The organism is Jiulongibacter sp. NS-SX5 (assembly GCF_052828545.1).
The window spans coordinates 3,065,718-3,080,121 of the sequence record NZ_CM128248.1; the positions used below are offsets into that span (position 1 = coordinate 3,065,718).

Below are 14,404 nucleotides of genomic sequence, written 5' to 3' on the forward strand. Positions count from 1 at the left end.
GTTTGTCAATTTAAAATTTAAAAACACATGAAATTATTGAAAATGCTAGTGGTCCTTTTGGCTGCTGCTTCATTGGCTACTGCTCAAGAGTATAAATACAGCCTGGACCTCACAAATACCATTGACGATAAGTTGATGGTTGAATTAGAAGCACCCAAGTTAACAGGCAAGAGTGTATTGTTTTATATGCCTAAGACAGTACCAGGTACCTACTCTACAGATAACTATGGTAGATATATTGAAAACCTAAAAGCATTTGATAAAAGAGGGAAAGAACTAAGTGTAAAGAGACTTGATGATAATACCTGGAGAATCTTTAAAGCGAAAAGGGTGGCTAAGTTGACCTATTGGGTCAATGACTCTTTTGACGAAGTAAAAGACGGTGGAGCTATCTTTGAACCAGCAGGTAGTAATATTATCAAAGACGAAAACTATGTGATCAACACCCATTCATTCTTTGGCTATTTTCAGAATAGAAAGCAGCTACCTTTTGAATTGCGTGTAAAATATCAGGATAACCTGATAGCCACTACCTCAATGATTGATGAGGATGCTTCAAACGAAGCAGACCTTTTTAAAATGCCTTCTTATAATCGTTTGGTGGATAGCCCAATCATGTATGCTAAGCCTAATAATGCTACAATAAATATTGGTGAGAGCATTGTTGAGATAGGCGTATATTCTCCAAATGATGTTGTTTCTGCAGATTATCTTGCAGAAAACCTCAAGAAATTATTAGATGCACAAGTGGCTTACATCGGTGATATGCCGGTTAAGAAATATGCATTTATCATTTATCTGACAGATGGACAAAGTCTTTCCGGTGCCCAAGGTGCATTGGAGCATAGCTATTCTTCATTTTATTTCTTGCCGGAGATAGCTGGTGATAGAGCTCTTCCATTTATCATGGATGTTTCTGCACATGAGTTTTTCCATATTCTTACGCCTCTGAATACACACTCTGAGGAGATTCACTATTTTGATTTTAATGATCCTGAAATGAGTGAGCACCTTTGGCTATATGAAGGTTCTACAGAATATCATGCTCACCTGGCCCAGACCAGATATGACCTGAAAACGCGTGAGGATTTTTTGAATGAAATCTCAAACAAGATAACCGCTTCTAGAACCAGATATAACGATGCTCTTTCTTTTACAGAAATGAGTAAGAGAATTTTGGAAGAGGATTTTGAGCCACAATACGGCAATGTTTATCAAAAAGGAGCTCTTATTTCACTTTGCATAGATCTTATACTACGCAAAAACTCTAATGGTGTTTACGGCATAATTGATATGGTCAATGACTTATCAGATGTGTACGGCCCTGAGAAACCATTTAAAGATGACGAGCTTTTTGATCAAATAGAGAAATTAAACGGAAGTGAAGTACGTCAATTTTTAGAAACATATGTGGCAGGCTCTGAGCCACTTCCCTTGGAGGAAGTACTTTCTTGGGTAGGGGTGAATTATATTCCTGAGATGCAATCAGGGGATAGTACAGTAACGCTAGGCTCTATTCGTTTGGGTTTAAATGAAAACAGACAGCTAAAGGTAGATGACGCCTCAGGTGTCAATGAATTTGGTAAAGAAATGGGTTATCAGGATGGTGACGTTCTTTTGGCTTTGAATGATCAGGAAATATCTATTACCACATTTAGAACTTTAATTGCTGATCTAAACCAGAATGGTGTTACAGGCACGCCTCTTACTATTAAAATCCTGCGAGATGGTGAGGAAATGATGCTTACGGCTCCTTTGACCAGATTACCAGTAGTGAATTATAACGTTCTGGAGTTTGATGAAAATGCCAGCGAAGAGCAAATAGAACTAAGAGAGGCTTGGTTGAGTGCAAAATAAGGATATTCAAAATATAAAATTGACAGCTGATGGGAGCACTACTGTTTATAGTCAGTGCTTCGATCAGCATTATCATTCCATTTTCGGGGCTGAAAAAGAGTCTGAAGTCGTTTTTTTGGACTTGGGCCTAAGTTACGCTCTTTCCATATTTGAGGAGTTGAATATACTTGAAATGGGTTTTGGAACAGGCTTAAATGCTCTTCTTACATTTCAAGAAAGTAAGAATACGTCAAAGATAATTAGTTACACAGGTTTAGAGGCCTTTCCTTTATCGTCTGAAATGGTAGAGGAATTAAATTTTGATGCTTCGCAATTACATGACTTACCGTGGTCAGAAAAGACGGCTCTAAGCTCCAATTTTGTATTTCAGAAAGTTGAGTCCAAACTTCAGGACTTTATTACAGATCAAAAATTCAATTTGGTCTATTATGACGCTTTTGCCCCGGAGTCTCAGCCAGAATTATGGACACAGGAGATCTTTGAAAAGTTAGGTTCATTGTTGGAGACAGGAGCAGTGTTGACTACCTATTGCTCCAAGGGTTATGTACAAAGAAACTTAAAGGCTGCAGGTTTTAAGGTTGAAAAACATCCAGGGCCTCCAAGAAAAAGGGAGATCTTAAGAGCCATCTATCAGGGCTAATTCCAGCCGAATTTATATTTCTTCTTGCAAATGTTATGCAAGCATACTATTTTTGATTAATTCAATTCAAAAGCATAACATCTATGGAGAACGTCGGTTTTACAGTGCCTACTATGGCCGGTTTAATGGCTCAGAATAAAGAGCCAGAAATTCTTTTTTGGGTCGGTTGTGCAGGAAGTTTTGATGATCGCTATAAAAGAGTGACTGTGGCTTTTGCCAAAATCCTGAATAAAGTAGGTGTGAACTATGCCGTTTTAGGAACCGAGGAGAGTTGTACCGGCGACCCGGCAAGAAGAGCTGGGAACGAGTTTACTTTCCAGATGATGGCCATGCAGAACATTGAAGTACTGAATGGTTATGGTGTAAAGAAGATTGTTACGGCCTGTCCTCACTGTTTTAATACCTTGAAAAATGAGTATCCTGAGCTTGGAGGCGAGTATGAAGTAATTCATCATTCAGAGTATCTTAGTCAACTGATCAAAGAAGGTAAGTTAAAAGTCTCTGGTGGGGATTTTAAAGGTCAAAAGATCACTTTCCATGATTCATGTTATCTAGGTCGTGCCAATGATGTTTATGAGGCTCCCAGAGATGTAATCAAGGCTTTAGATGCAGACTTGGTAGAGATGAAAAGATGCAGAACCAAAGGGCTGTGTTGTGGTGCAGGTGGAGGTCAGATGTTTAAAGAGCCGGAGGCTGGTAAAAAAGACGTAAACATTGAGAGAATTGAGGAGGCTCTTGAAACAGGAGCCAAAACAGTGGCTGTAGGCTGCCCGTTTTGTATGACCATGATGGCAGATGGAGTAAAGAATAAAGAGAAGGAAAGCGAAGTTAAGGTTTATGATTTGGCGGAGCTTCTTATAAATAATATCGACTGATTTTAAAGGTTTAAAACGCAGAAGGGTCGTCTGTTTCAGACGGCCTTTTCTTTTTTGGGTAAACGCAAGTTTTCCACATAAACCAACTATTCTAATTTTTTTAGCCTCTATAAGGAATGAAAACGCTCTAGTTTTGCGTTGGTATTTTGGCTTTCAATTAAAACCACGATTATGTTTCAGGATTTTGAAAAGATGTCATTAAACTCCAGAGTTTGGATCTATCAGGCCAATAGAACTTTGAGTGCTAAAGAAGAAAATGTTGTTCAATATTCATTAAAGACAGCTATAGAAAACTGGAATGCTCACAGTACACCCTTATTAGGATCGGTCAATGTGATAGACTCCCGATTTGTGATAGTAACTGTAGATGAAGGTCATCAAATGGCGAGTGGTTGTAGTATAGACGCGTCCACGAAATGGCTTACAGAACTTGGTTCTCAGTTAAACCTGGATTTCTTTGATAGGTCTATTGTTTATCAAGGTGATACAGGACTTTCCTCTATTGCCCCTTTCGGTATTAAGTCAGCTGTTGAAAAAGGCCAGATAAAACCAGAAACAGTTATTTATAATAATAATGCCATACAGACGATTGCAGAGTTGCATAGCAAATGGCGAATAAGGGCAGACAAGAGTATATTCTTCAAACGATATTTTGAAAAACTAGTTGCATAAAAAAGGGCTTCCAATCGGAAGCCCTTTTCATTAATCAAGCATTAGATATGCTTTGATAAATTCATCGAGGTTGCCGTCCATTACTCCTTGTATATCTGAAGTTTCATGTCCAGACCGGGCATCTTTAACCAGCTTGTAAGGATGGAAAACGTAGTTTCTGATCTGTGAACCCCATTCTATTTTCTTCTTTGAAGCTTCTATATCGGCACGTGCTTCGTTCCTTTTCTCCAGCTCTATCTGATATAGTCTGGATTTTAGCATGTTCATCGCATGCTCCTTATTGGCCAGCTGGCTTCTCTCCATTTGACACACGATAACGATACCTGAAGGTTTATGCGTTAGCTGTACCTTGGTTTCTACCTTGTTTACATTCTGACCACCTGCACCTCCGGAGCGTGAAGTTTGCCATTCTATGTCGGCATCTTTCACTTCCACTTCTATGGTGTCATCTATAACGGGGTAAGCATAAACTGAGGCAAATGACGTATGTCTCCGAGCATTGCTATCAAAAGGTGATATTCTCACTAATCGGTGAACACCATTTTCTGATTTGAGATAGCCGTAGGCCAGGGGCCCATCAATCTGCATGGACGCCGATTTAATACCGGCTCCGTCTCCGTCTGTCCAGTCTATTTGAGTTACTTTATAACCATTTTTTTGAGCCCACATTAGATACATGCGGTAAAGCATACTGGCCCAGTCCTGGCTTTCTGTACCTCCTGCTCCTGAATTGATTTCTACAATTGCAGAGAACTGATCTTCTTCGCCGGAAAGCATCTTCTTGAGCTCTAGTTCTTCTATGATTGCTTCGGTTTTGGTGCCTTCAGAATCTATTTCTTCTTCAGATACCTCACCCATTTCATGGAATTCATAGAGGGTTTCCAGGTCACTCATACTGGTTTCCATCTTTTCATAAGACTCAGTCCAGTTTTTAAGACCTTGTATTTCTTTCATGACTTTCTGAGCATGCTCAGAGTCATTCCAGAATTCTGGTTGTGCTTGTTGGTTTTCTAAATCGCCGAGTTTTTCTTTTCTACTATCGTAGTCAAAGATACCTCCTCAGGGCCGTCACTCTGGCTCTCAAATCTTTCAACGCTTCTGTTGTCATGATTTCCTTTTGGTTAATAATCGATTAAATAAAAGCCCTTCCTAAAATACATTAAGAAGGGCTTCAAGGTCCCCCTAACTGGAGGTATGTGTTTTGTTAACTGTCTTTCAATGCTTCTGCACCACCAACAATCTCAAGAATCTCAGTCGTAATTGCTGCTTGTCTTGATCTGTTATATTGAATTTTCAGATCTTTAAGAAGCTCTCCACCGTTATCTGTTGCTTTATCCATTGCCGTCATACGTGCACCGTGCTCAGAAGCATTTGATTCTAACACGGCTTTGTATAAATGCATTTTGATAGCCTTTGGCATCAAGTCAAGAATGATTTCTTCTTCAGAAGGCTCAAAGATGTAATCAGTATTATTGGCAGATTCTTCTTCTACTTCAGCAGAAAGCGGAAGCATAGTTTCTGTTCTTATAATTTGCGTAGCTACGTTCTTAAACTCGTTAAAAACAAGAACTACTTCATCATATTGACCATTAGCAAAATCTTCCATGGCTTCTTCGGCAGCATCACGAGCTGCTGAGAAACTAAGGTTTAAGAAAATTTCTGAATGATTGCCATTGACATCAAAGCCTCTTTTATTGAAAGCCTCCAGACCCTTTTTACCAAGAGCTTTGATGCTTACATTACCTGCTTTAGCTTGAGATGCATATTTATCATTGATCAAAGCTTGAGTGGCTTTGATAATATTTGAATTAAAAGCTCCGCAAAGACCACGATCAGAGGTAACTACAATTAATAATACCTTTTCAACTGATCTAACAGTTGTGTAAGGGCTTTGTGCACCTACTTCAGTATTAGCAGAAACCGTAGCAATAAGTTCATTCAACTTATTGGCGTAAGGTCTCATCTGAATGATAGCATCCTGAGCTCTTCTCAATTTTGCAGCTGCCACCATTTTCATGGCTTTGGTGATCTGCATTGTTGAGTTTACAGAGTTAATTCTATTTCTTACTTCTTTTAATGAAGCCATTTTTGTTGGTCTAAATTAAAGATTGCTCTGTGAGCAATTAGAAATTTATTAAGCGTATTTCTCAGCTAGATTCTTACCTTCCTTGATAATCCACGCTGTGGCATCTGCATCTAACTTACCTGATGCTAGTAGATCCAGATATTCAGGTTTGCTAGCTTTCATCAAAGAAATGAACTCAGCTTCGTATTCCTTCACTTTTTCTACAGGTACTTTATCCATGATTCCGTTGATCGAACCATAAATGATAGCCACCTGCTCTCCTACAGGAGAAGGCTGGAATTGACCTTGCTTTAATATCTCCTGGTTTCTTCTACCTCTTTCAATAACAAGTTTGGTAGCAGCATCTAGGTCAGAACCGAATTTCGCGAAAGCTTCCAGCTCACGGAATTGTGCCTGATCTAGTTTAAGTGTACCAGATACTTTCTTCATTGATTTCACCTGAGCGTTACCACCCACACGTGATACTGAGATACCAACGTTAATTGCTGGTCTGATACCGGCGTTGAATAGGTTAGACTCCAAGAAGATCTGACCATCTGTAATTGAAATTACGTTGGTAGGGATATATGCTGAAACGTCACCCGCCTGGGTCTCAATGATCGGAAGTGCAGTTAGAGATCCACCACCTTTCACTTTCCCCTTCAATGAAGGCGGAAGGTCATTCATTTGAGAAGCAATCTCATCTGAAGAGTTTACTTTGGCAGCTCTTTCTAGTAATCTTGAGTGAAGGTAGAATACATCACCTGGGTATGCTTCACGTCCCGGAGGTCTTCTTAGAAGAAGAGAAACCTCACGGTAAGCTACAGCTTGCTTAGATAAATCATCATAGATAACTAAAGCTGGTCTACCCGTATCTCTGAAGTACTCACCTATAGCAGCACCTGTAAATGGAGCAAAGAACTGCATTGGAGAAGGATCAGAAGCATTTGCGGCTACAATTGTTGTGTAGTCCATAGCTCCGTATCTTCTTAATGTCTGCTCTACTGCTTTCACTGTAGATGCTTTCTGACCACATGCTACATAAATACAATATACAGGCTCACCTTTATCGTAAAATTCTTTCTGATTGATAATAGTATCAATACAAACGGCAGTTTTACCAGTCTGTCTGTCACCAATTACAAGCTCTCTTTGTCCACGACCGATAGGAATCATGGCATCTACGGCTTTAATACCTGTTTGTAAAGGCTCAGTTACAGGCTCTCTGTAGATAACCCCTGGTGCTTTACGCTCCATTGGCATTTCGTAAGTTTCACCTTGAATAGGACCGTTACCATCAATTGGCTCAGCCAAAGTGTTAACTACTCTACCTACGATACCTTCACCAACTTTTACAGAAGCAATCTCACCTGTTCTTTTAACAGTGGCTCCTTCTTTGATATCGTTGGCCTCTCCTAATAATACAGCACCTACATTATCTTCTTCAAGGTTTAGGGCCAAAGCCTTCAATCCATTTTCGAATGCAAGTAATTCCCCGGCCTGAACTTTAGATAAGCCGTAAATACGAGCTACACCATCACCTATCTGGAGGACGGTTCCTACTTCTTCCAGTTCTGCTTCGGTTTTAGCTCCGGCTAATTGTTCTCTTAAAATGGCCGAAACTTCATCTGGTCTTACTGATGCCATGTCTATTTGAATGTTGTTTTTTCTAAAAAATTGATGATTAGCTGCTTGTAAAGCATTTTTTAAGCTCTAAAGCTGGCTTTTCAGGCTGCGAAATAACTAAGAAAATTTGATAATTCCCATATAAAAGTAAAAAAAGGACTCTAATTCTTGCACTTTTTCTAGAACATGAGTGGTTGCCTTTATATCTCTTTTAATTGTTCACAGAATCTACCTTTTTAAGATATTGACAAACCCTCTCAATGCTGTCCTTTAAAGGTGTAAATTCTATTCCGAATTCCTGTTTGACTTTGTTGTTCATAAATGAGTACCTGCCCTGTGCCGAGATGGAGGTTTCTTTGGTAATTAGAGGAGTGGCTCCAAAGAAGAATGCTCTTATGGCTTCAATTCGCCATAAAATTTCAATGGGCCAAATTCCAAGCTTTATTCTCGGTGCTTTTTTGTCAAAAGCAGTGGCAATATTTTGAAAGAACTCTTTATAAGTAGTGGTGCCTGCACTCACTATATAGCGTTCTGCTGCTTTGTTAGAATCTATGGCCTTCACGATCAATCGAGATAAATCTTGTACGTCTATATAGTTGATAAAGCCATCGGTAAAGAAGGTGTTTTCCTTATAAACATATCTGAATAGTTGTGTGCTACTTTTTGTCCAGTCTCCTTCGCCTAATATTATAGATGGATTGAATGTTAATGTTTGTAAGCCCTCGGCTTGTCCTCTCCATACTTCTTGTTCTGCCAAATACTTAGATTTGCCATAAGCTGAGTTGTTTGGGTTTTCTTCCCACTTGTGATTTTCATTCACATTGATAAGATCATGTGAACTCTTGCTGTCTCCCGATATGGTTGGTTTTCCTACCGCTGCCACCGAACTTATATATACAAGTCGTTTTACTTTTTTCTCCAGGCAGGCGTTTACCACGTTTGTAGTGCCATTAACGTTGACATTAAAAAGCTCTTCCTTTTCTTTTGGTGAAAAACTAACTTTTGCTGCAGCATGAATAACCAGATCAATGCCTTCGAAAGATTCTAACAGAGAAGGGTAATCTAGGATATCTCCATAAAAGCATTGCTCATTCGGCAATAGTTCGGTTTCATTTCTTAAAAGCAAAAAGGTTCTGGTATCATCTCTTTTTGTCAATTGTCTTCTGATTTCGTTTCCCAGAAGACCTGTAGCTCCGGTAAGAAGTATATTCATAAGAAGAATATTGTGGTTTATCCACTTAGATAATTGTGGCTGTAAAGCTAAAATTCAGGGGTGAAATAAGCTTGCAAACTTTTAGTAAAAAAATAATTCTAGCCTAACTGACTGATATTATAGTAGTTGTTGAATTTCTATAAATTATTTTCAGAATGGGTTGTTGTAATTCAAAAAACTTACTCTACATTTGCACTCCCGTTTCGGACGAAGGGCGGGTTTAGTTCTCAAAATTGCTTCAAAAAACGACTCAAAAAATTTCTGAAAAAATAATTCAAAAATGTTTTTGAAAGTTAGAAAAACTGGTTGTACCTTTGCAATCCGTTTCGCAAAAAACGAAGCGAGAAACGCTGAAAAGCACGAGCCTTAAACGTTGAAAGTTTGGGGATAAAGTTCATAGACTTATTGATATATAGACGGACCTCGAGTCAAGGACTTTTTGATATAGTTATTTACTATGGAGAGTTTGATCCTGGCTCAGGATGAACGCTAGCGGCAGGCTTAATACATGCAAGTCGAGGGGTAGAAGAATTGCTTGCAATACTTTGAGACCGGCGAACGGGTGCGTAACGCGTATGCAACCTACCTTTATCAGGGGGATAGCCCAGAGAAATTTGGATTAATACCGCATAATATAAGATCAGGCATCTGGTTTTATTAAAAGATTTATTGGATAGAGATGGGCATGCGTAAGATTAGCTAGTTGGTGAGGTAATGGCTCACCAAGGCGACGATCTTTAGGGGCTCTGAGAGGAGTAACCCCCACACTGGTACTGAGATACGGACCAGACTCCTACGGGAGGCAGCAGTAGGGAATATTGGACAATGGGCGAGAGCCTGATCCAGCCATGCCGCGTGCAGGAAGACGGCCCTCTGGGTTGTAAACTGCTTTTATATGGGAAGAAAAGGGCTTTGCGAAGCACATTGACGGTACCATAGGAATAAGCCACGGCTAACTACGTGCCAGCAGCCGCGGTAATACGTAGGTGGCGAGCGTTATCCGGATTTATTGGGTTTAAAGGGTGCGTAGGCGGCTTTTTAAGTCGGTGGTTAAAGGTAGCAGCTCAACTGTTTTACATGCCATCGATACTGAAGAGCTTGAGTTATCAGAAGGCAGGCGGAATTTCTGGTGTAGCGGTGAAATGCATAGATACCAGAAGGAACACCTATTGCGAAGGCAGCTTGCTGCAGATAAACTGACGCTGATGCACGAAAGCGTGGGGAGCGAACAGGATTAGATACCCTGGTAGTCCACGCCGTAAACGATGATTACTAGTTGTTGGCGATACACAGTCAGTGACCAAGGGAAACCGATAAGTAATCCACCTGGGGAGTACGCCGGCAACGGTGAAACTCAAAGGAATTGACGGGGGTCCGCACAAGCGGTGGAGCATGTGGTTTAATTCGATGATACGCGAGGAACCTTACCTAGGCTAGAATGTGAGCGAATGTTCTAGAGATAGATCAGTCAGCAATGACGCGAAACAAGGTGCTGCATGGCCGTCGTCAGTTCGTGCCGTGAGGTGTTGGGTTAAGTCCCGCAACGAACGCAACCCCTATAGTCTGTTGCCAGCATTTCGGATGGGGACTCAGACTAGACTGCCTACGCAAGTAGAGAGGAAGGAGGGGACGACGTCAGGTCATCATGGCCCTTACGCCTAGGGCGACACACGTGCTACAATGGCAGATACAGAGTGTAGCGAGCTAGTAATAGTAAGCCAATCACAAAAAGTTTGTCACAGTTCGGATTGGGGTCTGCAACTCGACCCTATGAAGCTGGAATCGCTAGTAATCGCATATCAGCCATGATGCGGTGAATACGTTCCCGGACCTTGTACACACCGCCCGTCAAGCCATGGAAGTTGGGTAGACCTGAAGCGGAAGATTAAAGACTTCGTTAGGGTAGAACCAGTAACTGGGGCTAAGTCGTAACAAGGTAGCCGTACCGGAAGGTGTGGCTGGAACACCTCCTTTTTAGAGATATTCTGATTTAGATCAGAAGAAAAAGAGAGAAAGTTCTTACGACGATGATTGATTTCATGTCAATTATCAATAGATACAGAGATGTATCAAGAGGTACCGTCTATATATTCAATGAGTCGACATTTTAAGAGGCAAGACCGGGCCTGTAGCTCAGGTGGTTAGAGCGTTACACTGATAATGTAAAGGTCCCTGGTTCGAGTCCAGGCAGGCCCACTTTCATAACGCAAGAGAGAATATTGCGAATTGAGACTTGGAAACTGCCGACTTAGAAGGGGGATTAGCTCAGCTGGCTAGAGCACCTGCCTTGCACGCAGGGGGTCATCGGTTCGACTCCGATATCCTCCACAACTATTAGAGAAAAGAGTTTCTCTGGTAAAAATGACGATAACGTAAAGTAGTTATTGTTGTCAAATCTTGGTGATCGTAGTAAAGGACGATTGTTACTGAATGCCGAAAGGCTGTAGGTATAAGCTGAGAATAAGAGTTCATTGACATGATGTAAGAAAGACTGAGAAGAGAGAATTATTAAGAAGAGCTACGTAAGGGCGTACGGCGGATGCCTAGGGTCTCAGAGGCGAAGAAGGACGTGATAAGCTGCGATAAGCAACGGGGAACAGCACATATGTATTGATCCGTTGATTTCCGAATGGGGCAACCCTCTCATCTGAAGGATGAGAATCTATACTAAGTATAGAGGCGAACGAAGGGAACTGAAACATCTAAGTACCTTTAGGAGAAGAAAACAACAGTGATTCCGCAAGTAGTGGCGAGCGAACGCGGAGAAGCCCAAACCATTGATGTTACGGCATTAGTGGGGTTATAGGACTGCATTTAGGATTGTCTTTAAACTTGAATGACTTGGGAAAGTCAGCCATAGAGCGTGAGAGCCGCGTAAAGGTAAACAGAGACATGACGAGCAGTATCCTGAGTAGGTGGGGGCCGGTGAAACCCCCTCTGAATTCGGCTGCACCATCAGCCAAGGCTAAATACTCCTGAGACACCGATAGAGAACTAGTACCGTGAGGGAAAGGTGAAAAGCACGGGGAATACCCGGGTGAAATAGAACCTGAAACCGTACGCTTACAAGCGGTCGGAGCCACTTTATGTGGTGACGGCGTGCCTTTTGCATAATGATCCTACGAGTTATGGTATCCGGCCAGGTTAAGTACTTAAGGTACGAAGCCGAAGCGAAAGCGAGTTTTAACAGAGCGTTAAGTCGGGTGCTATAGACGCGAAACCTAGTGATCTACCCATGGTCAGGTTGAAGGTTGGGTAAGACCAATTGGAGGACCGAACCGGTAAACGTTGAAAAGTTTTCGGATGAACTGTGGGTAGGGGTGAAAGGCTAATCAAACTAGGAAATAGCTCGTACTCCCCGAAATGTTTTTAGGAACAGCGTCAGGGTTTAGTCTTATCGAGGTAGAGCTACCAATTGGATGCGGGGGAGTCACATCCTACCAAATTCAGATGAACTCCGAATGCGATAAGATATACCTGGCAGTGAGGGCTCGGGTGCTAAGGTCCGAGTCCAAGAGGGAAAGAACCCAGATCTACAGCTAAGGTCTCTAAATCTATACTAAGTTGAACAAAGGAAGTCTGACTGCAGAGACAGCCAGGATGTTTGCTTGGAAGCAGCAATCATTTAAAGAGTGCGTAACAGCTCACTGGTCGAGCGGGGCGGGCATCGATAATAAACGGGCATAAAGTATAGTACCGAAGCTTAGAATTGTAGTTTACTACAGTGGTAGGGGAGCATTCTCATGGCAGTGAAGGTGTTAGGTAACTAATGTTGGAGCGATGAGAAAAGCAAATGTAGGAATAAGTAGCGATAATGAATGTGAGAAACATTCACACCGAAAGACTAAGGTTTCCTCCGCTATGCTAATCAACGGAGGGTTAGTCGGATCCTAAGGATAATGCGAGAGCAGAGGCCGATGGGAACAATGTTAATATTCATTGACCTGTATTTATTGCGACACGGGGACGGATTTTCAAGCTTTGCACGTACTGACGGAATAGTGCGTTGAGCGGCGGCTTAGGCTAAAGCGAGCGAGGGGAGAAGGTTCCAAGAAAAGCCGTTAAGCTTCAGATGAATACAGACCGTACCGTAAACCGACACAGGTAGTCGAGGCGAGAAGCCTAAGGTGCTCGAGTGATTCATGGCTAAGGAATTAGGCAAATTAACCCTGTAACTTCGGGATAAGGGGAGCCATCAGCAATGATGGCCGCAGAGAAATGGCCCAGGCGACTGTTTAGCAAAAACACATGGCTATGCGAAGATTAATGTCGACGTATATGGCCTGACACCTGCCCGGTGCTGGAAGGTTAAGAGGGGGGCTTAGCGTAAGCGAAGGTCTGAATCGAAGCCCCAGTAAACGGCGGCCGTAACTATAACGGTCCTAAGGTAGCGAAATTCCTTGTCGGGTAAGTTCCGACCTGCACGAATGGTGTAACGATCTGGGCACTGTCTCAGCCATGAGCTCGGCGAAATTGTAGTGACGGTGAAGATGCAGGTTACCCGCCACGGGACGGAAAGACCCCGTGAACCTTTACTATAGCTTAGCATTGGGACTGGGTACTTGATGTGTAGGATAGGTGGGAGACTGTGATCCGGCGTCGCCAGGCGTCGGTTAGTCGTTGTTGAAATACCACCCTTTAATTATCTGGTTCCTAACCCCTCGAAGGGGGACATTGCTTGGTGGGTAGTTTGACTGGGGTGGTCGCCTCCAAAAGTGTAACGGAGGCTTTCAAAGGTTCCCTCAGCACGCTTGGTAACCGTGCGTTGAGTGCAATAGCAAAAGGGAGCTTGACTGAGAGACCTACAAGTCGATCAGGGTCGAAAGACGGATATAGTGATCCGGTGGTTCTGTATGGAAGGGCCATCGCTCAAAGGATAAAAGGTACTCCGGGGATAACAGGCTGATCTCCCCCAAGAGCTCATATCGACGGGGAGGTTTGGCACCTCGATGTCGGCTCGTCACATCCTGGGGCTGGAGAAGGTCCCAAGGGTTGGGCTGTTCGCCCATTAAAGTGGCACGCGAGCTGGGTTCAGAACGTCGTGAGACAGTTCGGTCCCTATCTGTGGTGGGCGTAGGAAGTTTGAGAGGCTCTGATTTTAGTACGAGAGGACCGAATTGGACATACCGCTGGTGTATCTGTTGTCTTGCCAAGGGCACGGCAGAGTAGCTACGTATGGACGGGATAAACGCTGAAAGCATCTAAGTGTGAAACCCACCTCAAGATGAGACTTCCATAGAGGAACGTTATAGATGATGACGTAGATAGGCTACAGGTGAAAGTGCAGTAATGTATGCAGCCGAGTAGTACTAATGAACCGAAAGCTCTTCATATTTTTAATTTCACTTCAAAGTTTTTCTTCATCACAATGTGCCTTCCCTTCGACAAGCTCAGGGATCAGAAGACACATTAATGTCAAGATATTTATTGGTACTGGCCGAAAGCACAACGCTGAA

Annotated in this window: 8 protein-coding genes, 2 tRNA genes and 2 rRNA genes; 8 read left to right on the plus strand and 4 right to left on the minus strand. The window is 42.3% G+C overall.

Features of this window, described 5'->3' with window-relative positions:
* The first annotated feature begins 27 nt into the window (after positions 1 to 27).
* From ACUXV0_RS13580 to ACUXV0_RS13595, 4 genes are all read left to right on the plus strand, one after another.
* Positions 28 to 1,857, plus strand: coding sequence for a M61 family metallopeptidase (locus tag ACUXV0_RS13580; RefSeq protein ID WP_446190107.1), 1,830 nt, complete (start codon positions 28 to 30; stop codon positions 1,855 to 1,857).
* Positions 1,847 to 2,497 (plus strand): tRNA (5-methylaminomethyl-2-thiouridine)(34)-methyltransferase MnmD, encoded by a 651-nt coding sequence (gene mnmD / locus ACUXV0_RS13585; RefSeq protein WP_446190108.1) that lies wholly within the window; start codon positions 1,847 to 1,849, stop codon positions 2,495 to 2,497. The genes ACUXV0_RS13580 and mnmD overlap by 11 nt, the downstream gene beginning before the upstream one ends.
* A gap of 83 nt (positions 2,498 to 2,580) precedes the next feature.
* The gene (locus ACUXV0_RS13590) at positions 2,581 to 3,372 is read left to right on the plus strand and encodes a (Fe-S)-binding protein (protein WP_446190109.1); all 792 of its coding nucleotides are present in this window, start codon (positions 2,581 to 2,583) and stop codon (positions 3,370 to 3,372) included.
* 171 nt (positions 3,373 to 3,543) lie between these two features.
* Positions 3,544 to 4,044 carry a hypothetical protein gene (locus ACUXV0_RS13595; RefSeq protein ID WP_446190110.1) on the plus strand — a complete coding sequence of 167 codons (501 nt, stop codon included), beginning with the start codon at positions 3,544 to 3,546 and terminating at the stop codon, positions 4,042 to 4,044.
* Positions 4,045 to 4,074: 30 nt separating this feature from the next.
* Here ACUXV0_RS13595 and prfB read toward each other — a convergent pair.
* The 4 genes from prfB to ACUXV0_RS13615 form a co-directional block, all read right to left on the minus strand.
* Positions 4,075 to 5,152, minus strand: a protein-coding gene (gene prfB, locus ACUXV0_RS13600; protein WP_446190111.1) for a peptide chain release factor 2 whose coding sequence is annotated in 2 segments (ribosomal slippage) — positions 4,075 to 5,100 and positions 5,102 to 5,152 — 1,077 coding nt in all. Because the reading frame shifts where the segments join, the coding sequence is not laid out codon by codon here.
* Between the two features lie 96 nt (positions 5,153 to 5,248).
* Positions 5,249 to 6,130, minus strand: a complete 882-nt coding sequence (gene atpG, locus ACUXV0_RS13605) for an ATP synthase F1 subunit gamma (protein ID WP_446190112.1) — start codon at positions 6,128 to 6,130, stop codon at positions 5,249 to 5,251.
* A 48-nt stretch (positions 6,131 to 6,178) separates the two neighbouring features.
* On the minus strand, positions 6,179 to 7,756 hold the full coding sequence (gene atpA / locus ACUXV0_RS13610) for a F0F1 ATP synthase subunit alpha (protein WP_446190113.1): 1,578 nt from the start codon (positions 7,754 to 7,756) through the stop codon (positions 6,179 to 6,181).
* A 190-nt stretch (positions 7,757 to 7,946) separates the two neighbouring features.
* The gene (locus ACUXV0_RS13615; RefSeq protein ID WP_446190114.1) at positions 7,947 to 8,948 is read right to left on the minus strand and encodes an NAD-dependent epimerase/dehydratase family protein; all 1,002 of its coding nucleotides are present in this window, start codon (positions 8,946 to 8,948) and stop codon (positions 7,947 to 7,949) included.
* 454 nt (positions 8,949 to 9,402) lie between these two features.
* On the opposite strand from ACUXV0_RS13615, the gene ACUXV0_RS13620 reads away from it, so the two are divergent.
* The 4 genes from ACUXV0_RS13620 (at position 9,403) to ACUXV0_RS13635 (ending at position 14,280) form a co-directional block, all read left to right on the plus strand.
* Positions 9,403 to 10,922, plus strand: a 16S ribosomal RNA gene (locus tag ACUXV0_RS13620).
* 148 nt (positions 10,923 to 11,070) lie between these two features.
* Positions 11,071 to 11,144 (plus strand) — tRNA-Ile (locus ACUXV0_RS13625).
* A 58-nt stretch (positions 11,145 to 11,202) separates the two neighbouring features.
* Positions 11,203 to 11,276, plus strand: a tRNA-Ala gene (locus ACUXV0_RS13630).
* Positions 11,277 to 11,460: 184 nt separating this feature from the next.
* Positions 11,461 to 14,280: ribosomal RNA gene (locus ACUXV0_RS13635) — 23S ribosomal RNA — on the plus strand.
* Together the 16S and 23S rRNA genes with 2 tRNA genes alongside form the textbook arrangement of a ribosomal RNA operon.
* The last annotated feature ends 124 nt before the right edge of the window (positions 14,281 to 14,404 follow it).